The following is a 20,969-nucleotide window of genomic DNA, read 5'->3' on the forward strand; positions in this document are numbered from 1 at the left end:
GTACGCTGCCGCTCACGCCCGCGGCGACTCCAGCCGCACCATCGTGATGTCCGACGGCGCCCCCACCCGCACCGGCGGCCCCCACGCCCCGGCGCCGCGGGTGACGTACAACTGCGTGTCGCCGTACCGCTCCAGCCCCGCCAGCGTCGGGTTCGCCGCCTCGGCGATGTACGTGACCGGCCACATCTGCCCGCCGTGCGTGTGGCCGGACAGCTGGAGGTCGACGCCGTGGTCGACCGCGTCGTGGATCACGACCGGCTGGTGCGCCAGCAGCACCGAGGCGCGGGAGGTGTCGCGGTCGCCGAGGGCGCGGGCGAAGTCCGGGGCCCTGCCGACGTCCTCGCCGGAGACGTCGTTGACGCCGGCGAGGTCGAAGCCGGCCAGCTCGGTGCGGGCGTTCTCCAGCGGGTGCAGGCCGAGTTCGCGGAGGTGGTCGAGCCACTCGGCGGCGCCGTCGGCGCCGGTGAAGTACTCGTGGTTGCCGGTGACGAAGAACGAGCCGTCGCGCGCCTCCAGCTGCCCCAGCGGCTGCGCGGCCGTACCGAGGTGGTCGACGGAGCCGTCCACGAGGTCGCCGACGACGGCGACGAGGTCGGGGCGCTGCGCGTTGATGGTGTCGACGATCCGCTGGGTGTGCCCGCGGCCGAGGACGGGGCCGAGGTGGATGTCGCTGACGACGGCGATGCGGTAGCCGTGGGCGGACGCGGGCAGCTTGGTCAGCGGGACGCTGACGTTCTTCACCCGGGGGGCGCGGCCCAGCACGCCGTACGCCCCGTACGCGACGGTCCCGGCGGCGACGGCGGTGGCGCCGATGGCGACGGTACGGGCGACGAAGAGCCGCCGCGACACGTCGGCACCGCCGCCCCCGTCCCCTTCCCCGTCCGCGGCACCGGCGCCCTCTGCGCCGGCCTCTGCGTCGGCCCCGGCGGGACCGTCCGCGACGCCGGTGGCCGGCCCCAGCCGCAGCGGGGCCTTCGTCCCCGTACCGCCGCCTCCGCCCGCGCCGCCGGCCTCCGCGGCCGACTCGCCCTCCGCCGCCTCCGACACCGCCACCTGCTGCGCGAGGGCCGCGACGGCCGCCTCGCGCTCCGCCTCACCGGCCGGCGCCGGGGTCAGCGCACCGCCGGCAGCGCCCTCGGCCCGCCGCTGGAGCACCCGCAGCAGCACCGGCCGCACCAACTCGCCCACCGCCAGCGCCAGCAGCAGATACAGCAGCATCGCCAGCCACATCAGCCCGGGCCACCCCAGCGCCTGCTGCACCGGCATCGGCGCCCCGGCCCGCTCCGAGGCCACCGCCGCGAACGCCATCAGCGGCAGCAGCACCACCGCCGGCGTCGCGACCCGCCGCGGCCAGCCGCCGCGCCGCATGGTGTCGCGGACCAGCCGCCGCCACACGTACCAGTGGGCCCCGGCGACGAGGAGCAGCATCCCGATCGCGATCGGCACGAACACCACGGCCCTACCTCCCGGCCCCGGCCGCCGCCTCGCGCACGTCGCCGCCCGCGTCTGCCTGCGTACCCTCTTCCGCGCCCGCGCCCGCGTCCGCCGAGGCACCGCCGGCCCGCCGCCCGGCCCGTACGCCGCGCAGCCCCAGCCACCCGATCGTCGTACCGAGCAGGAACGACGTCACGGCCAGCGTGAGGTGCACCCAGAAGTACCCCGTGGGGTCCCCGTCCTCGAATGCCAGCCCACTGGAGTCCTTCCACAGATTCCGGACAAACGTGATCCAGATGAACCAGGACCACCCGCCGAAGGCGAGCAGAAACCAGGACGCGCGGCGTGAGAGGTGCATGCGCCTAGCCTCGCACCCCGCCCCGCGAAGCGGCGTCCGGGGCCGCGTGAGCCCGAAAAGCACCCCGGGCCCGCACGGCCTTCGCGGGGCGGGGCCGGTGCGCTAGATGATCGGGGGCCGGCCCAGCCGGGACATGCGCCACACCGTGCGCCAGCGCATGGGCCGGCGGCCGCCGCAGTCCGTGCGCAGCCCCTCGCCGAAACCGCCGAACCAGGCGCGCAGCCCCGACGGCGAGCGGACGCGCGCCACGGTCAGGGCCAGCCACGTGCCGAGGTAGACCGGGACCAGCGGGAGCGGGAGGTGCCGGCGGGCGAGCCACACGCGGTTGCGGGCCGTCATGCGGTAGTAGACCGCGTGCCGGGCGGGGGAGGTCTTCGGGTGCTGGAGCAGCAGCTCGGGGTCGTAGACGACCTTCCAGCCGGCGTCCAGCGCCCGCCAGGCGAGGTCCGTCTCCTCGTGGGTGAAGAAGAAGTGGCCCGGCCAGGTGCCGACCTCGTCCAGCATGCGCATCGACAGGGCGTGCCCGCCGCCGAGGAACGTGGTCACCTCCCCGCCGCGCATCGGATCGCCGGCCCGCAGCCGCGGCACGTGCCGCCGCTGGGTGGCGCCGGTGGCGTCGGCGATGCGGAAGCTGACGACGCCCAGCCGCTCGTCGGCGGCGTAGTGGTCGCGCAGCCGGGTGAAGACCTCGTCGTCGACGAGCAGTCCGTCGTCGTCGAGGTCGACGACCACGTCCACGTCCCCGAAGGCGCGCAGCTCGTCGATCGCGACGTTGCGCCCGCCCGCGACGCCCAGGTTCTCGGGCAGCTCGACGGCGGTCACGCCGTCGCCGAGGTCCGGCAGCGCGCAGCCGTTGCCGACGACCACCACCCGCGCGGGCCGCACCCGCTGCCCGGCCACCGACTCCAGCAGGGCGGTCAGTTCGGCGGGGCGCGTGCCCATGGTCAGGACGGCGACCCCGAGGCGCGGCACGGACACGGCGGGCACTCCAGACGTCGACAGCGGTGCCCGCGATGGTAGCCGTTCACGGCCCGGCCACCTTCTCTTACGCGGTGTGTTGCCGGGGCTAGGCCGACTGCCGGCTCCTGTCGATGTGTGCCGCCGAGATCCGGGCGCCGCCGCTCGCCTTCCACAGGCGCGCGTTGTCGTCGGCCGCGGTGGCCAGGGCCTTGCCGTCGGGGCTGAACGCCACGGCCCAGACTTCTTCCCTGTGCCCCGTCAGAACGGCCGCGGACTCGCGCGTCGCGACGTCCCACAGGCGCACCGCCTTGTCCCGGCCCGCGGTGGCCAGGGTTTCGCCGTCCGGGCTGAACGCCAGCCGGACGACGCCGTTTTTGTGGCCGGCGAGGGTGGCCGTGCGCTTGCGCGTGGCGACGTTCCACAGGCGTGCCCTGTTGTCGTCCGCGGCGGTGGCCAGGGTTCTGCCGTCCGGACTGAACGCCACGGCCTGGACCCACGATCCGTGGCCGGAGAGGGTGTCCGTGGTCTCGCGCGTGGTGATGTCCCACAGGCGCACCGCCTCGTCCGAGCCGCCGGTGGCCAGGGTCCTGCCGTCCGGGCTGAACGCGACGGTGCGGACCTCGGCTTCGTGGCCCGTGAGGGTGGCTATGCGCTCGCGCGTGGCGACGTTCCACAGGCGCACCTTGGCGTCCTCGCTGCCGGTGGCGAGGATCTTGCCGTCGGGGCTGAACGCCACGGCCCAGACTCCACTGTCGTGGCCCGTGGAGATGGTGTCGGCGACCTTGCGCTCGGCCACGTTCCACAAGACCACGCCGTCGTCGTACGAGCCGCCGGTGGCCAGGGTCCCGCCGTCCGGGCTGAGCGCCACGGACGACGCCGGCTCCGCGGACTTGGGGCTCGTCCTGGGTTCGCCCGTCGCCACGTCCCAGAGCCTGATCTTTCCGGCGTCGCTGACGGTGACGAGCGTCCGGTCGTCCGGGAACGCCACACCTTCGGCCCCGTCCGCGATACGGAGGGTCGCGGCGCTGGCAACGGTGATCTTCTTCGGTTCTTCGCGCAGGCCGATGATCGCCGCGGTGCCGCCGGCGCCCGCGACAACGGTGGCGCCGAGGGCGAGGAGGGCCCGGCGGCGGGTCGGGTTCCGCGGCGGCCGGCCGGCGGCGGAGAGGGGTTTTGCGGCGTCCGCGGGCTCCGTGGCCGCGTGCGCGCGTGCCCCGGCGTCCTTCGGCACGTCCGGTGCCGTCGCCGGATGCGTGGGCTCAGCCGCGTCCGGCTTCTCCGACCTGTCCGCCGGGCGGTCGGTCGCGGACCGCTGCGCGGGCACGTCGTGGTGGCGGGTGATGTCCGCCGTGACGGCCGCGGGGAGCCAGCCGCCGGTACGCCGCAGAACGCCGCCTTCGGAGGCCGCCCGGCACAGGCCGATGACCTCGGCGGCGGACGGCCGCTCGGCGGGGTCCTTGGCCAGGCACCGGCGCAGCAGGGGCAGCAGGGCCTCGGGAACGTCCGCCAGGTCCGGCTCCTCGTGCACGATGCGGTACAGCACGCCGTGCGACTGGCCTTCCCCGAACGCGGGCGTGCCCTTCGCGGCGTACGTGACGAGCTGGCCGAGGGAGAAGATGTCGGTGGCCGGGCCGATGCCCTTGTTCAGGGCCTGCTCGGGCGACATGAAGGGGGGCGTGCCCACGGCGACCCCGGTCTTCGTGACCGCCGTCGCGTCGACGGCGCGCGCGATGCCGAAGTCGATGACGCGGGGGCCGTCCGTGGCCAGCAGCACGTTGGACGCCTTCAGGTCGCGGTGCACGATGCCCTCCCCGTGCACGGCCTGGAGCGCCTCGGCCACCCCCGCGGCTAACAGCAGGACGGACGCGACGGGCAGCGTGCCGTGGCGGGTGACCGCCGCGGCGAGGGTCGGGCCCTGGACGAAGGCGGTGGCGAGCCACAGCGGGGCGGTGTCGATCTCGCTGTCGATGACGGGCGCGGTGTACAGGCCGTGCACCCGCCGGGCGGCGGCCACCTCCTGGCGGAAGCGGCGCCGGAAGTCCGGGTCGCCGGCCAGCTCCGGGCGGATCGCCTTGATGGCGACCGGCCGCCCGGCCAGGGTGTGCGAGAGGTAGACCGCGCCCATGCCGCCGGCGCCGAGCCGTGCGGCGAGGACGTAGTCGCCCAGCTGCACGGGGTCGTCGGCCTCCAGCGGCTGGAAGACCGAGCCCTGCGCACGCGCACCCGGGTCCGCGTCCTGTCCGCCCATACCGATGGGTCCCCCCGGGGTCGTCAACTCCACTGCTGTGCCGTGCGCGTGATCCTAACGGCGCGCCCCCGACACCCACCGCCCAGGTACACGCACCCAAGCGGCCCACGGGTTGCGCCCCCCCCGGCCCCGGCATCAGCGGAACGCCTCGAAGGCGGCCGCGGCCACCAGACCCGCACCTGCCAGCGTGGCGACGACCCCGAAGACCCGGGCGAAGCCGGCGTAGAAGGATTCGGACGCCTCGACCAGCGATCCCCTCCTGAGCATGCGGACCCCCCGCCCGCGGGGGTCGCGGAGCATCATCACGCCCACGGAAAGGAAGAGGGCGCCGCCGAGCGAGAAGGCGATGATCCCGGGCAGCGGCATCCGGTCGGCTTGCACCGCCGCCAGCAGCATGAACGACTCCGAACGCAGGTCGACCGACGCGCCCACCGGTGGGGCGCGCGGGCGTAGGACACGCGGAAGGTGGCCGCGAACACGGTACCCGCGGGAGCGGGGGAGCAGGGGCCGTGGGAAATGGGGTGGCGGGGGGGCTGGTGGGGGGTGAGGATCGGGGGGTGGTCATCTTCCTGGAGACCGGCCGTCTCACCCTGCGCCCGTTCACCGCGGGCGACGCCGACGACCTGATCGCCCTCGACGGCGATCCCGAGGTCATGCGGTTCATCAACGGCGGCCGCCCCACCACCCGCGAGGCGGTGGAGAACCGTGTCCTGCCCCGGCTCCTGCACGACTACCCCTGGGGGACCCGCGGGTACTGGGCCGCGCAGGAGAAGGGCACCGGCACCTTCCTGGGCTGGTTCGAGTTCCGGCCGGTGGCCGCGGACAGCCCCGCCGTCGTCGAACTCGGCTACCGCCTCAACAGGGCCGCCTGGGGCCGCGGTTACGCCACCGAAGGCTCCCGCGCGCTGATCCGCAAGGGGTTCACGGACCTGGGGGTCGAGCGGGTCACGGCCAACACGATGGCCGTGAACGCCGGTTCCCGGCGCGTCGTGGAGAAGTCGGGGCTGTCCTTCGTACGGCACTTCACCGGCGACTGGCCCGAGGCCATCGAGGGCTCGGAGCACGGCGAGGTCGAGTACGCACTCACCAGGGCCGACTGGGAGGCAGCCGCCCTCCCCGGAGCCCCCGACCAGCCCCCGCGCCGCTAGATCGCCGGCCGGCGAAGTACCGACCCAGGATCTCCGGGCTGTCGGGAGTGAAGGTCCACTCCCGAAGGACCCGCGGCAGGTCGGACTCGTTCAGCCAGCCGTGCCAGGCGACCTCCTGCGGGTCCGGCGTGACGGCCCGCGGAACGACGGCGTCGCACACCCCGAGCCAGTGCGGGCTCAGCCCGCTCCGGTTGAGGAACGTGAACCGGAAGCGCACCGCCGCCGACACCCCCAGCTCCTCCGCCAGTTCACGGGCGGCCGCCTGCTCGTACGACTCCCCGGCCGCCACGGCGCCGCCGACCCCGACCTCGTAGTGCCCCGGGAACCGGGGCACTTCCGAGGCGCGCCGGTGGACGAGGATCCGGCCCCGCGGGTCGTGGCACACGGCCACGGCGACCCGGTGCAGCCAGCCCTCCCGGACGGCCTCTCTCCGGCTCACCGGCCCCAGCACACGGTCCTGTGCGTCGACGCGTTCCACGACTTCATCCACGGCCCACACCCTCGCAGGGCCCACCGACAGCAGCCCCCGGCTCCGGACCACGCCCACGGCCCCTCCTGCCGGAGTAGCCTGTGTGTCGCGGGCATGACCAGGGGGGTCGCGGGGGCCCGTGCCGGCATACGAGGGTGGGGAATGTACCCGAGCGACTTAGCGGCGATGGCCGCCCATGCGGTGATCTCCGTCGTGGGGGGCGCGGCCGGCACGGCCACGTCCACGTTCGTCCAGGAGAGGCTGCGCCGCTCCGACCGCGGGCGCGCCGCGCTCGACGGCCTGACCGCCGCGCCCGGCGACCCCGAAGCACAGCGGGAGGTGCGCGCGGCGCTCGCCGAGGCGATCGACGGCGACGCCGAGTTCGCGGACCGGCTCGCCGTCATGCTGCACGCGCCCGTCCACAACGCCACCGGCAGTGTGGTCATCTCCGGCAGCGACGTGAAGGGCAGCCAGATCACGCTGGGCCCGCTGACCGTCAACAGGACACCCGCCGGGCGCGCCACGCTCGCGCTGGGGGCCGCGCTGCTCGCGGTCCTGATCGCGCTCGGGGCGTACGGCGGCGTGACGGTCATCACCGACGGCGACTCCGACGACGGCTACGCGCCGCGCGCGCTGACGGCCGCCGAGACGAAAGAGGTCCTGCCGAACCTGCGGAGCCTGCCCCCCGACTGGGAGGAGCGCAACGCACCGGCCTCCCAGCGGGACTCGCCCTGCCACGTGGGGGCGTCCGAGTACGTCCAGCAGCCGCACGAGGGCGCGACGACGGTGGAGGCCGAGTTCAACGTCGCGGCGTGCCGGAGCGTCAAGGTGGCGGCCGACGCGTACACGGAGTCGTCCGAGACCTTCAAGGCGAGCAACGAGGCGACGTCGGTGTCGTTCCCCAGCGAGGCGGACCAGGCGGTCGCCCTCCGGCACACCAACTTCGACCTCGACGAGACCGTCGTCACCGTGCTGGCCCGGCAGGGCACCGTAGTCTGCTGGCTGGGGCTCGAACCGGTGAACGACCTGGAGGACCACATGGCGGTCGTCGAGGAACTCATGGGCGTCTGCACCGACCGGGCCCGCGAGGTGCAGACGGGGTCCTGACGACCCTCCGACTCATCCGGGGGCGCTCCTCGGCCAACTAGCGCACCTCGGTGTCCACATCGACGGCGACTCCAGATAGGTTCGCGACGTGCCGACATCTCATGTGACTATCCGCGGCGCCGCGCTCGCCGCCGCCGCCACGCTCCTGTCGCTCGGGGGCGTCGCACCCGCCGCGGCCCAGGACGACAAGCCGCGGCCGCCCGATCAGATGTCGAACGTCGGGGGCACCCTCCTCGGCCAGCCCGGCACCCACGTCGACCTCGGCACCGGCGCCCCCGAGCTGCCGAAGAAGCTCACCGGCCGGTCCTGGGTCGTCGCCGACGCCGAGAGCGGCGCGGTCCTCGCCGCGCACAACGCGCACTGGAAGCTGCCCCCGGCCAGCACGCTGAAGATGCTCTTCGCGGAGACCCTGCTGCCCCTGTTCAACAAGGAGGAGAAGCACAAGGTCGCCCCCGAGGAGCTGGAGGGCATGGGCGAGGGCAGCAGCCTCGTCGGCATCAAGGAGGACCTCACCTACACCGTCCGCGAGCTGTGGCTCGGGGTCTTCCTCCGCTCCGGCAACGACGCCGTGCACGTGCTGTCGGCCATGAACGGCGGCGTCGACGCCACGGTGCAGGCCATGAACGACCGGGCGCGCGAGCTGGGCGCCGAGGACACGCACGTCGTCAGCCCCGACGGGTACGACGCGAAGGGGCAGACCTCCAGCGCGTACGACCTCACGCTCTTCGCCCGCGCCGGCATGCAGAACCCCGACTTCCGCGCGTACGCCGCCACCCCCCGGGCGAAGTTCCCGGGCGGGAAGAAGGGCAAGAAGCGCGAGTACTTCGAGATCCAGAACACCAACCGGCTGCTGACCGGCGACGTCGACGTGGACGTCTACAAGGGCATCGCCGGCATCAAGAACGGCAACACCACCAACGCCGGCGCCACCTTCACCGGCGTCGCCGAGCGCGACGGCCGGGTGCTGCTCGTCACCGTCATGCACCCGGACGAGGACGAGTCGAACGCCGTCTACAAGGAGGCCGGCAAGCTGCTGGACTGGGGCTTCAAGGCCGCCCCCGCCGTGCAGCCGGTCGGCGAGCTGGTCCCGCCGGAGGGCATGCGCCAGGAGGACGGCGCGGGCCAGGACTCCGGCAAGAACGCCGACGACGGCAAGGGCACCGCCGGCTCCGGCGAGCAGCCGTCCGCGTCCGACGGCACCGGGGCCGCCACCGCGCACGAGGAGGAGGGCGGCGGCGTCGGCACGGCGCTCGCCATCACCATCGGCTCAGTCGCGCTGCTCGCGATCGTCGCCTACGTCATCCACCGCCGCTGGCCGCTTCCCGACCTCGTCGGGCGTGGCCGTCCAGGCGGCGCAATAGAGCAGGAGGCGGGCCATGAAGTTGATCCAGACGACAAGGGCGACGGGGACGCCGAAGGCGCCGTAGACGCTCTTTCCGGCGATGCCGCTGAAGTACCCGCTGAGAAGAAGCTTGAGTAGCTCGAAGCCCACCGCCCCGCCGAGCGCGGCCTGCACCACCCGCCGCCGCGGCGGGTGGACGCCGGGCAGCCGGGTCAGGACGTAGACCAGCAGCAGGAACCCCGCGGTCACGGCGGCGGCGAACGCGGCCACCTCCAGCAGCGCGCCGCCCCAGCCACCCTCCTTGACGCCGAGCGCGCCGAGCACCGCGTCGGCGGCGGTCGTGGCCGTGATCGAGACGGTCAGCGAGACGAGCACGGTGCCGCCGAGGCCCAGCAGGATGAGGGCGTCCTTGCCCTTGCCGAGGAACACGTTCTCGGAGGGGTCCGACCGGTCCCACACGGCGCGCAGGCAGTCGCGCAGGGTGCTGATCCAGTTGATGCCGGTGAAAAGCAGCGCGGCCAGTGAGATGAGTCCCACCGTGCCGGCGTTCGCGAAGAGCCCGCCGAGGTCGAGCCGGTCGGAGATGCCGGGCACCTGCTCGGTGAGCCAGTTCTCGAGGTCCTTGCGCCGGCTGTCGCTGAGGACGCCGGCGGAGATCGCGGCCGCGGTGGTGATCAGCGGGAAGAGGGCGACGAAGCTGCTGAACGTCACGGCCCCCGCGAGCCGGCTCCAGTGCCGGGCCTGGACGTACTCGAAGACCCGGTAGGGGCGGGTGCGCAGCAGCCGCGCGAGGTACGGGCCGACGACGGGCAACCTGGTCAGCCACTCCACGGTGCACTCCTGCCGTCGCGTCCCCCGAGCCGCCACCGGGTGCGCGGCGGCCGTACGAACCGGCGTATGCCCCGGAAACGCCAGGCTATCTGTGGGGAGGGTGGGGAAGGCGACGCGGCACGCTGGCGCGGCGCGGGCGCCGGCCGGGCGGCGGTGTCAGCCGGGCAGGGGCGTCAGGCCGGCGAGGACGTCTGGCGAGGGCGGCAGCGCCGCGGCGGTGTCAGCCCGGCGACGGTGCCGGTTCGGAGCGGGTCTGCGCCGGCAGCTCCAGCGCCGAGTCGCCGCCGAAGCGGAACTCCCGCTCCAGCCGCCACACGCCCTCCGCGTCCTGCTCGTACAGCGAGAAGCCGCCCACCGACCAGGCCGCCTCGAAGTCCTCCAGCTCCGCCGCCGCCCGGTCCATCGCCGCCTCGTCGATGTCGTGGGCGATCGTCACATGCGGGTGGTACGGGAACTGCAGCTCCCTGGCCAGCGGCCCCGACGCGTCCCGGACCATCTTCTGCAGCCACGAGCAGGCCGCCGCCCCCTCCACCACCTGCACGAAGACCACCGGCGTCAGCGGCCGGAACGTGTCCGTACCGCTCAGCCGCATCGGGAAGGGCACCCCGCAGTCGGCGATCTGCGCCAGGTGCCGCTCGATCCGCGGCAGCGCCCCGGCGTCGGCCGCGGTCGGCGGCAGCAGCGTGATGTGCGTGGGAATGCCGTGGGCCGCGGTGTCGCCGAAGCCGATCCGGCGCTGCTGGAGCAGGCTGCCGTGCGGCTCCGGGACGGCGATCGATACCCCGATCGTCACGGTCCCCACAAGCGTCTCCTTCACGGGCCCTCAGTGCTTGGCGGGCAGGAAGCCCACCTTGTCATATGCCTCAGCCAGTGTCTCCGCCGCGACCGCACGCGCCTTCTCCGCGCCCTTGGCCAGCAGCGAGTCCAGCGTCTCCGGGTCGTCCAGGTAGTCCTGCGTACGGGAGCGGAACGGCGTCACCCACTCGGTCACCACCTCGGCGAGGTCGGTCTTCAGCGCACCGTAGCCCTTGCCGGTGTACTTCTGCTCCAGTTCGGTCACGGGGGCGCCGGTGAGCGTCGAGTAGATGGTGAGGAGGTTGCTGACGCCGGGCTTCGCCTCCGGGTCGTAGCGGATCTCGGTGTCCGTGTCCGTCACCGCGCTCCTGATCTTCTTCGCGGAGGACTTCGGCTCGTCGAGGAGGTTGATCAGACCCTTGGGCGAGGACGCGGACTTGCTCATCTTCACGGTCGGGTCCTGGAGGTCGTAGATCCGGGCCGTCTCCTTGAGGATGTACGGCGCGGGCACGGTGAACGTCCGGCCGAAGCGGCCGTTGAAGCGCTCGGCGAGGTCGCGGGTCAGCTCGATGTGCTGGCGCTGGTCCTCGCCCACGGGGACGGCGTCGGCCTGGTAGAGCAGGATGTCGGCGATCTGCAGGATCGGGTACGTGAAGAGGCCGACGGTGGTGTTGGCCGTGCCCTGCTTGGCCGCCTTGTCCTTGAACTGCGTCATCCGGGACGCCTCGCCGAACCCCGTGAGGCAGTTCATCACCCAGCCGAGCTGCGCGTGCTCCGGCACGTGGCTCTGGACGAACAGCGTGCAGCGCTCCGGGTCGAGACCGGCGGCGAGGAGCTGCGCGGCGGCCAGGCGCGTGCTGTCGCGAAGCTCCTTGGGGTCCTGCGGGACCGTGATCGCGTGCAGGTCCACCACCATGTAGAACGCGTCGTGCGTGTCCTGGAGGGCCACCCACTGGCGGACGGCGCCGAGGTAGTTGCCGAGGTGGAACGAGCCGGCGGTGGGCTGGATGCCGGAGAGCACGCGGGGGCGATGGGTCGGGGCTGCCATGCGGCTCATTCTCTCAGGTGCGGAACCGGTTTCGGCCCGGCGGTGTAGGGAGGGTGCGGGGGGCGTCGGCGGGCGGCGGGGGGAGGTGCGGCGATCAGCGGGGACGGTGCGGGTGAGGCGCGTCTGATCGCGCGCGTACGGGCCGGGGAGACCGAGGCGTACGCGGAACTGGTGCGCGCGCACGCGGAGACCGCGCACCGGCTCGCGCTGCTGCTGGGGGCGGGTGCGGAGGCCGAAGACGTGGTGCAGAACGCCTTCATCAAGGCATACCGGGCATTGGGCGGCTTCCGGGACGGAGCGGCCTTCCGGCCGTGGCTGCTGCGGATCGTGGCCAATGAGACCAAGAACACAGTGCGGGCGGCGGCCCGCCGGAGGGCGGCGACCGAGCGCGCGGGGGCGCTCGCGGGCCGGGCGGCGGACGGCGGCGGGGGCGCGGCAGGGGTGGCCGGGGGCGCCGGTCCCGGGGAGGACCTGGCGGGGGTGGCGCTGGCGGCGGAGCGGCGGGAGGAACTGGTGGCGGCGCTGCGGGCGCTGGGGGAGCGGCACCGGGAGGTGGTGGTCCACCGGTACCTGCTGGACCTGGACGAGGCGGAGACGGCGGCGGTGCTGGGGGTGCCGCGGGGGACGGTGAAGTCGCGGCTGAGCCGGGCGCTGCGGGAGCTGGCGCGGCTGCTGGGGGACGGGGCGAGGGCGGGGGGTGGGCTCGGTGGGGCGTGACCGGGAAGGGCCGGAGGGGCCGGACTGGCGGGAAGGGCTGGAAGGGCCGGGAGGGCCGGAGGAGTCGGGGGAGCCGGAGGAGTCGGCTGGGCTGGCGGCGGAGCTGCGGGCGTTGGGAGCGCTCGGGGCGATGGGTGCGCTGGGGCGGTCGCAGGCGGGTGGCGGCGCCGGGGCGTCGGGGGGCGGCGCCGGGGCGCCGGCTGGTGGCGCCGCGGGGGCCGGGGGCCGGGGCGGGGGCGCTTCGCCGGGTGGCCCTTCGGGAGCGGCCGGTCCCGCCGGGGTGGACGTGGAGGCGGTGGTCGCCGGGGTGATGGAGCGCGTCGCGGGGGAGGCCGTGCCCGTCGCGGGGTGGCGGGTGCGGGTACGGCGCTGGGTGCGCGGGCGGCGGCGGGTGCTGCTCGCCGGGTTCGCGGCGGTGCTGGTCGGGCTCGTCGTCGCTCCCCCCGTACGGGCGGGGGTGGCCTCGCTGTTCGACTTCGGCGGCGTGGCGGTACGGGTCACGCCGTCCGCGGCGCCGTCCGGCCCCGGCACCCCGTCGCCGGGCGCCCCGGCCCCCGGCGCCGTCCCGGGCTGCGGCGCGCTGAGCCCCGATGCGGCCGCCCGCCGCGCCGGTTTCCGGCCGCCGGTGCCGCGGGAGCTGGGGGCGCCGGACGCGGCGGGCGTCTCGGCGGACGGACGGATGGTGTCGCTGTGCTGGGCCGCCGGAGGCGGGTCGGGCGGCGGCGGAGCCGTACGGCTGGACGCGTTCCGGGGGACCCTCGATCCGCTGGTCGGCAAGACGTCTTCCGTGCCGCCGGAGTGGGAGCAGGCCGGCACCGGTACCGCCCTGTGGTTCCCCGTGCCGCACCGCCTGGAGCTGCTCCTCCACGAACCGGGCGGCAGCACGTACACCCGCCAGATCCGCACCGCGGGCCCCACCCTCCTCTGGCAGGGCCCCGACGGGCTGACCCTCCGCCTCGAAGGGGTCCCCGGCAAGGAGCGGGCGCTGCGCATCGCGGACTCCGCCTCCTGAGCGCGGGCGGCAGCCCGGAGGGAACCCCGGGGCCGGGGGCGGTGTACGGAGGGTGGAGCCCGGTTCGTACGGGGAACGGGGCCCGGTTCGTACGCCGACCGGACAACGGAGCGACGCCATGCGCAGACCCACCCACCGGCACACCGCCGCCACCGCCGCGACCCTCGCCGCGCTCGCGCTCGCCGTGGGCACCGCGGGACCCGCCGCCGCGGGCGGCCCGACGAGCGCCCTCGTCGTCAACGGCGGCAGCGGCGACGCCGCCGCCCTGTACGCCACCGACCCGGGCTACGCCGCGCTCGACAAGGCCATCGGCGACAACGGCGAACGAGTCGACCCGCTGCTCAGCGAGGCCGACCTCGGCGGCGCGGACGCGCGGCAGGTCACGGTGACGTGGTTGCAGCACGACGTGCACGTGTGGCGCGTCGACACCCTCTACCCGGACGCGCGCGGCGGCGCCGTGGTGAGCCGGGGGGCCGGCGAGGACCCGACGACGTCGCAGACGTGGCGGCGGGTGGCGCACCCGGAGCGGTTGGGTGCGCTGCTGGACCGGCTGGGGGTCGCGGAGCCGCCGGAGGAGCAGAGCGGGTGGTACATGCCGTCGCAGTTCGCCGCGGCTCCCCCGGGCGCGGACGGGGAGGCGGAGGCGCCGACGGCCGACGAGGGCGGGGCGCCCGGCACCGGACCGGCCGCCGGGACCGCCGCCGCGGACGGGGACGGCGCCCGCGAGCGGGCGGCCGCCGCCCCCGGCCCCGGCGCGGCCACGAACTGGTGGTGGACATTGCCGGGCCTGGCGGCCGGCGCCCTCCTGGCCACAGCCGCCCCCCGCCTACGCCGCCGCCCGGCCTCACCGGAACGGCCCGCCCCCGGCGGCGAACTCCTGGACCTGGACACCTGAGCACGCCCCCCGCCCGTACCACCCGCCCGGGCCGGAGACCCGGCCCCGGGCCGCCCGCGCGACGGCCCCGCGGCGCCTGGGACGCCTCCCGGGCCGCGGCCCGCGCGGTGCCCACGGCCGCCGCGGCGTTCCAGCCGCACGCCGTTCCACCTGCCCGGCTCGCGGGCCGCCTGCCGCCTGCCGTCCGCCACTCCGTACCGACCGACCGCGGCACCGCCATCGGGCGGCCGACCCGCCCACCCGCCGTCAGGCGACCGGCAGCCCCGGGGCCGGGTACGACGCCATCAGCTCCGCCACCTCGCCCCTGATCGCCTTCAGCGCCACGTCCTCCTCCGAGCCCCCGGCCCGCGCCGCCGCGACTCCCCGGTCGATCCACTCCGCCACCCGCGCCATCTCCCCCGTCCCCAGCCCCCGCGAAGTCAGCGACGGCGTCCCGAGCCGGATGCCCGACGGGTCGAACGGCTTGCGCGGGTCGTACGGGACGGTGTTGTAGTTGACCACCAGGCCCGCCCGGTCCAGGGCCTTCGCCGCCGCCTTCCCCGGGACCTCCTTGTCCGTGAGGTCGATGAGGATCAGGTGGTTGTCCGTGCCGCCCGAGACCAGCGAGAACCCGCGCTCCGCGAGCTGCGCGGCCAGCGCCTTCGCGTTGGCGACCACCGCCGCCGCGTACTCCCGGAACGACGGCTGCGCCGCCTCGTGCAGCGCGACCGCGATGGCCGCCGTGGTGTGGTTGTGCGGCCCGCCCTGGAGGCCCGGGAAGACCGCGCGGTCGATCGCCCGCGCGTGTTCCGCGCGGGTCAGGATCATCGCCCCGCGCGGCCCGCGCAGCGTCTTGTGCGTGGTCGTCGTGACGACGTCCGCGTGCGGTACGGGCGAGGGGTGCGCGCCGCCGGCGATCAGCCCGGCGATGTGCGCCACGTCCGCGACGAGCACCGCGCCGGCCTCGCGGGCGATCTCGCCGAAGGCGGCGAAGTCGATGGTCCGCGGGATTGCGGTGCCGCCGCACAGGATGATCTTCGGCCGTTCCGCGAGCGCCAGGTCCCGTACCTCGTCGAAGTCGATGCGCCCGTCCTCGCGCCGCACCGTGTACTGCACGCCGCGGAACCACTTGCCGGTCGCGGACACGCTCCACCCGTGGGTGAGGTGCCCGCCGTGCGGCAGGGACATGCCCATGACGGTGTCGCCGGGCTCGGCGAACGCCAGGTAGGCGGCGAGGTTCGCGGGGGAGCCGGAGTACGGCTGCACGTTGGCGTGCTCGGTGCCGAAGAGGGCGTTGGCCCGGTCGGCGGCGAGGGTCTCGATGGGGTCGATGTTCTGCTGGCCCTCGTAGTACCGCTTGCCGGGATAGCCCTCGCTGTACTTGTTGGTCAGCACGGTGCCGGTGGCTTCGAGCACGGCGGCGGAGACGTAGTTCTCGCTGGGGATGAGCCGCAGCGTGTCGGCCTGGAGCTGCTCCTCGGCGGCGACGAGGGCGGCAAGCTCGGGGTCGGTCTGCGCGAGGGCGGGGTGGGCGGAAGTCATGGCGTGTCCCTCCGGGTCGAGTCTGCGTCGGACCCGGGGCACCCAGGCGGGCGGCACCACTCGGCTGCTGCGTTGCGCGGCTTCCCCGTGGTCCGTTCCACGTTCGCCAGTCGCCGCACGTGGTTCCACCCTAGCGGGCACGCCCGCCGGTGATGGATCCTTCGTCCATCAACCGAGCGAAGATAGAAATCAGGGGCACCACCCCTGCCCCACCCGCACCGCCCTTACGGCGCAACGGAACGGAGACCCCGTGACGCGAACCGACGCAGCCATCGCCGCGGCCGACGCCCACAGCGCGCACAACTACCACCCCCTGCCCGTGGTCGTCGCCACCGCCGAGGGCGCGTGGATGACGGACGTCGAGGGCAACCGCTACCTGGACATGCTCGCCGGCTACTCGGCCCTCAACTTCGGCCACGGCAACCCCCGCCTCCTCGACGCCGCCCGCACCCAGCTGGACCGGGTGACGCTCACGTCGCGCGCGTTCCACCACGACCGCTTCGCGGAGTTCTGCACACAGCTCGCGGAGCTGTGCGGCAAGGACATGGTGCTGCCCATGAACACGGGCGCGGAGGCCGTCGAGACCGCGGTGAAGACCGCCCGCAAGTGGGGCTACCGCGTCAAGGGCGTGCCCGAGGGGCGCGCGAAGATCGTCGTGGCGGAGAACAACTTCCACGGCCGTACGACCACCATCGTCAGCTTCTCCACCGACCCCGAGGCCCGCGCCGACTACGGCCCGTACACCCCCGGCTTCGCGATCGTCCCGTACGGCGACCTGGCCGCCCTGGAGGCGGCCGTGGACGAGGACACCGTCGCCGTGCTGCTGGAGCCGATCCAGGGCGAGGCGGGCGTGCTGGTCCCGCCGCCGGGCTACCTGGCGGGCGTACGGGAGCTGACGGCCGCCCGCAACGTCCTCTTCATGGCCGACGAGATCCAGTCGGGCCTGGGCCGCACGGGCCGTACGTTCGCGTGCGAACACGAGGACGTGGTCCCGGACGTCTACATCCTCGGCAAGGCCCTGGGCGGCGGCGTCGTCCCCGTCTCGGCGGTCGTCGCGAGCCGCGAGGTCCTGGGCGTCTTCCACCCCGGCGAACACGGCTCCACCTTCGGCGGCAACCCGCTGGCGTGCGCGGTGGGCCTGGAGGTCGTCGCGATGCTCCGCACCGGCGAGTACCAGCAGCGCGCCACGGAACTCGGCGACCACCTGCACCGCGAACTGGGCCTGCTGACGGGCACCGGCGCGGTCCGGGAGGTACGCGGCCGGGGCCTGTGGGCGGGCGTGGACATCGACCCGGCCCACGGCACGGGACGGCAGCTGTCGGAGAAGCTGATGGCGCGCGGCGTCCTGGTCAAGGACACCCACGGCTCGACGATCCGCATCGCCCCGCCCCTGGTCATCACGAAGGAGGACCTGGACTGGGGCCTCACGCAACTCCGCGAGGTCCTGGCGGGCTGACCCCGCCGCCTCGCCGTCCGGGGCAGGAGGCGCGCACCGCGCCTCCTGCCCCGCCTCCGCCGTACGACTGGTAGACGCGCCCCATGTGGCCGCGGCCTGCGCGTCCCTTCGTGACGATCACGCCGGGACCGGAGAATGCGGGACCGCAGCGGCATCTCCGGAGACCAGACGAGCGAGGCGGCCATGGCGGGTTCCACCACTCCGAAGGAGACCTCGGCCATCCGGCAGGAGACCGCGAGAGAGCTGTCGAAGGTCTTCGGGCTCGACGCGGCGGGACTCAACTGGCCGCGGGCGATCCTGTTCCTGGACGCCGCGCTGGTGCCACTGATGGTCTTCTGGGCGATCGGGCACGAGCAGTACCTGCTCAGCGCCCTCTTCGGCCTGCTGCTCGCGGCGCTGGACGACCCGGGCGGCAGCTACGGGCACCGCGCGGCGCGCGTCGCCGTCTTCGCGGCGGCCGGCGCGGGGCTGACCGCGTGGGCCTTCGGCATCGGGGGAGCGGCCTGGGGCTGGCTGGTCCTCTCGGGGGCCGCGGTCACGCTCGCGGCCGGGCTGGCGGTCGCGTTCGGGACACGCAGATTCGTCACGGCGCTGCTGCTCAACATCTGGTTCATCGTCGCCCTCGCGCTTTCGTTCCAGTTCCACCAGCACGCCCGTCCCACCAGCCACGTCTGGGCCCAGGTGCTCGCCTGGTCGGGAGGAGCGGCGCTGTGGCTCGCGGTGACGTTCGCCGGGTGGCTGATCCGCGGACGCGGGGACCGCCCCCAGCCGGTCGCGGAACTGCCCGGTGACACCGCGCGGCAGCCTCTGACCGGACCCATGGCCGCGTTCGCGCTGATCCGCGCGGCGGCTGTGGCCGCGGCCTGCGCGCTCGCGTTCGGGCTGGACCTCTCGTACGGCTACTGGATCCCGATCGCGACCGTCATCGCGATGAAGCCGAGCCTGGAGCAGACCACGCTCATCGCCGCGCAGCGCCTCACCGGCGCCCTGCTCGGCGCCGCCGCGGCTTCCCTGCTGATCCTGCTGCCCGCCGCGGTGACCGGGACCGAGCTGTTCGCGGTGACCCGCGGGCTCGAAGTGGTCGCCCTCGTCCTGCTGGCGCACGCGGTGGCGATCCGCTTCTGGAACTACGCCCTCTACTGCGCCGCGGTCGCCGCGGGAGTCCTCACCCTGGCCAGCCTCCCGCACCGCGGCGACTACGCGGTGGAGGGCTACCGGGTGCTGTGGACGGCGTGCGGAGTGGCGATCGGCCTGGGCCTGATGCTGCTGGCAAGCAGACTCGCGGGCCACGACGACGAGAAACCCTGACGCCGGCGGCCGGAGCTGTCAGTCGAGGGCCTCGCCAACTTCTCACAGGGAACTCGCAGAAACGTGGCCGCCGTGAACCGGACAGCCGCCCGATACTGGGGCCATGAGCGGCGCGACGGAGCGAAGTGCGGTGGGGGAGTCCGTTCTCGTGGTCGAGGACGATCCCGGGATCGCCGACATCCTGCAGATCACCCTGCGCTTCCACGGCTTCGACGTACGCGCCGCCACCACCGCCCGGCGCGCCCTCGAACTCGCCCGCGCCCAGGCCCCCGACCTCGTGCTCCTCGACGTCATGCTCCCCGACGGCAGCGGCTGGCAGGTCTGCCGGGAGCTGCGGGCGTACGGGGACGAGCCCGCCGTGATCTTCCTGACCGCCCGCGACGCGCCCGCCGACGTGCTCGGCGGGCTCGCGCTCGGCGGGGACGACTACATCACCAAGCCGTTCAACGTCGACGAGGTCGTCGCCCGCGTACGCGCCGTGCTGCGCCGGACCCGGGGCACCCCGGCCGGCGGGGTGCTGCGGCACGGGGACGTGGAGCTGGACGAGGCGACGTTCACCGTACGGCGCGGGGGTGCGCCCGTGGAGCTGACGCCGACGGAGTACAACCTGCTGCGCCACCTGATGCGCAACGCCGGCCGCATCCTCACCAAGGAGCAGCTGCTGCGCAACGTCTGGCAGTTCGACACGGCGGTCGAGTCCACCGTCGTGGAGACGTACATCAGTTACCTGCGGCGCAAGCTCGACCCCCTGGGCCCGCCGCTCATCGAGACCCGCCGCGGCGTCGGCTACGGCCTGCGCGCCGCGGAACCGGCGGCCCCACCCGACCCCGGCGGGCCGCCGCCGTGAAGCGGTTCCCCCGTTCCCTCAGCAACCGGCTCTCCGTCACCAACGTCGTCATCCTCGCCGTCGGTCTCGTCGCCGCCGCCTGCGCCAGCCTCTTCGGCACGTACACCCTCCTCGTCGGCGAAGTCGACTCCACCGTCCGGCAGGACCGCGACACCCTCGTCTCCGGCCCGCTCAGCGCCGACGCGCTGCACCGGGTGTGCCAGTTCGCCGACGCCTTCGGCGCGTCCGACGACAAGGGCATCGCCCGTTCCGCGAAGGACGAGCCGTTCGTGCTCCTCGACCCCGCCGGCGAACTCCAGCCCACCTGTGTACTCATCGGCGGCGACAACGAGCCGCTCTCCCGCGAGATAGCCGACTCCATCGACGACCCCGGCGCACTCGCCGACTCCGGCGACCTCACCAGCATCGCGGCCGGCGGCCACCACTACCGCGCCGCCGTCGCCCGCCTCGACGACGGTTCGTACGCCATCAGCACCACCCGCTACGACGGCGTGCGCAACGCCGTACGCAAACTCTTCGTCATGGAAGCCGTCTTCGGCGCCCTGCTCCTGCTGCTCCTCGCCGTCGTCTCCTCGCACGCCGCGCGCCGCCGGCTGCGCCCCCTGGAGGACATGGTCGAGACGGCGTCGGCGATATCGGAGGGCGATCTTTCGCGCCGCGTCGACACCTCGCCGCCCGGGGGCAGCGAGGTCGAGCAGTTGCGCGACGCGCTCAACGCCATGCTCCAGCAGGTCGAGGGCGCCATGGCCAGCCGCGAGGAGGCCGCCGCGCGGCAGCGGCAGTTCCTCGCCGACGCCTCGCACGAGCTGCGTACCCCGCTGGCGACCGTACTCGGCTACCTCCAGCTCTACGACAAGGGCATCCTCGACGACGACGAGGCCGAACGCGCCCTCAGCCGCGTCGGCGCCGAGGCCGAGCGCATGAGCCGCCTCGTCGACGAACTCCTCGCCCTCGCCCGCCTCGACCAGCACCCCGCCCGCGACCGCGCCCCCGTCGACCTCGCCGCCCTCGTCCGCGACGCCGCCGCCGACCTGCGCGCGCAGCAGCCGCACCGCCCCGTGACGGCCGACGCCGGGGCGCCCGCGGTCGTCGTCGGCGACGAGGCCCAGTTGCGCCAGGTCCTCGGCAACCTCCTCGCCAACGTACGCACCCACACCCCCGAAGACGCCGCCTGCACCCTCTCCGCCGCCACCGGCGACGGCGCCGCCGTGCTGCGCATCGCCGACACCGGGCCCGGCATGCGCCCGGAGGACGCGGCGCGCATCTTCGACCGGTTCTTCCGCGCCGACCCGGGCCGCGCGCGGGTCGCGGGCGGCAGCGGCCTGGGCATGTCCATCGTGCGGGCGGTGGTCGAGGCGCACGACGGCGAGGTCGCGCTCGACACGGCGCCGGGCGCGGGCATGGCGGTCACCATCCGGCTGCCGCTGGCCGGGGCGCAGGTGGACGCCCGGGCCGGGAGTCCGTGAGGAGAAG

General features: G+C 74.5%; 19 protein-coding genes, 1 pseudogene and 1 riboswitch. Of the genes and pseudogenes, 10 read left to right on the plus strand and 10 right to left on the minus strand.

Annotated elements, in window-relative coordinates; all coding sequences use genetic code 11:
• Positions 1–12: 12 nt before the first annotated feature.
• The 5 genes from LG396_RS14510 to LG396_RS14530 all read right to left on the minus strand — a co-directional run bounded on the left by LG396_RS14510 (position 13) and on the right by LG396_RS14530 (position 5,432).
• Positions 13–1,455 (minus strand): metallophosphoesterase, encoded by a 1,443-nt coding sequence (locus LG396_RS14510; protein ID WP_225795083.1) that lies wholly within the window; start codon positions 1,453–1,455, stop codon positions 13–15.
• A 4-nt stretch (positions 1,456–1,459) separates the two neighbouring features.
• Positions 1,460–1,792: an SCO4848 family membrane protein gene (locus LG396_RS14515; RefSeq protein WP_225795084.1), complete on the minus strand. Its 333-nt coding sequence runs from the start codon at positions 1,790–1,792 to the stop codon at positions 1,460–1,462.
• Positions 1,793–1,894: 102 nt separating this feature from the next.
• Entirely contained in the window at positions 1,895–2,770 is an 876-nt protein-coding gene (locus LG396_RS14520) for a glycosyltransferase family 2 protein (protein WP_225795085.1), read from the minus strand.
• A gap of 88 nt (positions 2,771–2,858) precedes the next feature.
• Positions 2,859–5,000, minus strand: a complete 2,142-nt coding sequence (locus LG396_RS14525) for a WD40 repeat domain-containing serine/threonine protein kinase (protein WP_225795086.1) — start codon at positions 4,998–5,000, stop codon at positions 2,859–2,861.
• A 135-nt stretch (positions 5,001–5,135) separates the two neighbouring features.
• Positions 5,136–5,432, minus strand: a complete 297-nt coding sequence (locus tag LG396_RS14530) for a hypothetical protein (RefSeq protein WP_225795087.1) — start codon at positions 5,430–5,432, stop codon at positions 5,136–5,138.
• A gap of 125 nt (positions 5,433–5,557) precedes the next feature.
• Between LG396_RS14530 and LG396_RS14535 the strand changes: the two genes are divergently transcribed.
• Complete coding sequence (locus LG396_RS14535; protein WP_225795088.1) at positions 5,558–6,148, plus strand: GNAT family N-acetyltransferase; 591 nt, start codon at positions 5,558–5,560, stop codon at positions 6,146–6,148.
• On the opposite strand, the gene LG396_RS14540 is transcribed toward LG396_RS14535, so the two are convergent.
• Positions 6,084–6,695, minus strand: coding sequence for an NUDIX domain-containing protein (locus LG396_RS14540; protein ID WP_225795089.1), 612 nt, complete (start codon positions 6,693–6,695; stop codon positions 6,084–6,086). The two genes, LG396_RS14535 and LG396_RS14540, sit on opposite strands and share 65 nt — an antisense overlap.
• An 84-nt stretch (positions 6,696–6,779) precedes the next feature.
• Here LG396_RS14540 and LG396_RS14545 point away from each other — a divergent pair, with 84 nt between their 5' ends.
• Together LG396_RS14545 and LG396_RS14550 are read left to right on the plus strand one after the other, a co-directional pair.
• Complete coding sequence (locus LG396_RS14545; RefSeq protein WP_225795090.1) at positions 6,780–7,724, plus strand: hypothetical protein; 945 nt, start codon at positions 6,780–6,782, stop codon at positions 7,722–7,724.
• 103 nt (positions 7,725–7,827) lie between these two features.
• Positions 7,828–9,204: a D-alanyl-D-alanine carboxypeptidase family protein gene (locus tag LG396_RS14550; RefSeq protein ID WP_225795238.1), complete on the plus strand. Its 1,377-nt coding sequence runs from the start codon at positions 7,828–7,830 to the stop codon at positions 9,202–9,204.
• On the opposite strand, the pseudogene LG396_RS14555 reads toward LG396_RS14550, so the two are convergent.
• The 3 genes and pseudogenes from LG396_RS14555 to trpS all read right to left on the minus strand — a co-directional run.
• Positions 9,112–9,933, minus strand: a pseudogene (locus tag LG396_RS14555) (YihY/virulence factor BrkB family protein); the annotation flags it as partial. The gene LG396_RS14550 and the pseudogene LG396_RS14555 sit on opposite strands and share 93 nt — an antisense overlap.
• Positions 9,934–10,117: 184 nt before the next feature.
• Positions 10,118–10,699, minus strand: a complete 582-nt coding sequence (locus LG396_RS14560; protein WP_037740228.1) for a 2'-5' RNA ligase family protein — start codon at positions 10,697–10,699, stop codon at positions 10,118–10,120.
• A 21-nt stretch (positions 10,700–10,720) separates the two neighbouring features.
• Positions 10,721–11,740, minus strand: coding sequence for a tryptophan--tRNA ligase (gene trpS / locus LG396_RS14565; RefSeq protein ID WP_225795091.1), 1,020 nt, complete (start codon positions 11,738–11,740; stop codon positions 10,721–10,723).
• Positions 11,741–11,863: 123 nt separating this feature from the next.
• Between trpS and LG396_RS14570 the strand changes: the two genes are divergently transcribed.
• From LG396_RS14570 to LG396_RS14580, 3 genes are all read left to right on the plus strand, one after another.
• Positions 11,864–12,457, plus strand: a complete 594-nt coding sequence (locus LG396_RS14570; RefSeq protein WP_372483510.1) for an RNA polymerase sigma factor — start codon at positions 11,864–11,866, stop codon at positions 12,455–12,457.
• The gene (locus LG396_RS14575; RefSeq protein ID WP_225795092.1) at positions 12,447–13,469 is read left to right on the plus strand and encodes a hypothetical protein; all 1,023 of its coding nucleotides are present in this window, start codon (positions 12,447–12,449) and stop codon (positions 13,467–13,469) included. Before LG396_RS14570 ends, LG396_RS14575 begins: the two co-directional genes overlap by 11 nt.
• Before the next feature lie 118 nt (positions 13,470–13,587).
• Positions 13,588–14,364, plus strand: coding sequence for a hypothetical protein (locus LG396_RS14580; RefSeq protein WP_225795093.1), 777 nt, complete (start codon positions 13,588–13,590; stop codon positions 14,362–14,364).
• 246 nt (positions 14,365–14,610) lie between these two features.
• Here LG396_RS14580 and glyA read toward each other — a convergent pair whose 3' ends face one another.
• Positions 14,611–15,885 carry a serine hydroxymethyltransferase gene (gene glyA / locus LG396_RS14585; RefSeq protein WP_037740235.1) on the minus strand — a complete coding sequence of 425 codons (1,275 nt, stop codon included), beginning with the start codon at positions 15,883–15,885 and terminating at the stop codon, positions 14,611–14,613.
• A gap of 33 nt (positions 15,886–15,918) precedes the next feature.
• A riboswitch (ZMP/ZTP riboswitch) is annotated at positions 15,919–16,009 on the minus strand.
• 126 nt (positions 16,010–16,135) lie between these two features.
• Here glyA and rocD point away from each other — a divergent pair.
• The 4 genes from rocD (at position 16,136) to LG396_RS39700 (ending at position 20,962) form a co-directional block, all read left to right on the plus strand.
• Positions 16,136–17,341 (plus strand): ornithine--oxo-acid transaminase, encoded by a 1,206-nt coding sequence (rocD, locus tag LG396_RS14590; protein WP_027742414.1) that lies wholly within the window; start codon positions 16,136–16,138, stop codon positions 17,339–17,341.
• Between the two features lie 135 nt (positions 17,342–17,476).
• The gene (locus tag LG396_RS14595; RefSeq protein WP_225795094.1) at positions 17,477–18,649 is read left to right on the plus strand and encodes an FUSC family protein; all 1,173 of its coding nucleotides are present in this window, start codon (positions 17,477–17,479) and stop codon (positions 18,647–18,649) included.
• 103 nt (positions 18,650–18,752) lie between these two features.
• On the plus strand, positions 18,753–19,496 hold the full coding sequence (locus LG396_RS14600) for a response regulator transcription factor (RefSeq protein WP_225795095.1): 744 nt from the start codon (positions 18,753–18,755) through the stop codon (positions 19,494–19,496).
• Entirely contained in the window at positions 19,493–20,962 is a 1,470-nt protein-coding gene (locus tag LG396_RS39700; RefSeq protein ID WP_225795096.1) for a sensor histidine kinase, read from the plus strand. Before LG396_RS14600 ends, LG396_RS39700 begins: the two co-directional genes overlap by 4 nt.
• Positions 20,963–20,969 lie beyond the last annotated feature (7 nt).

Source organism: Streptomyces aculeolatus (genome assembly GCF_020400605.1).
GTDB classification, from domain to species: Bacteria; Actinomycetota; Actinomycetes; order Streptomycetales; family Streptomycetaceae; genus Streptomyces; species Streptomyces aculeolatus.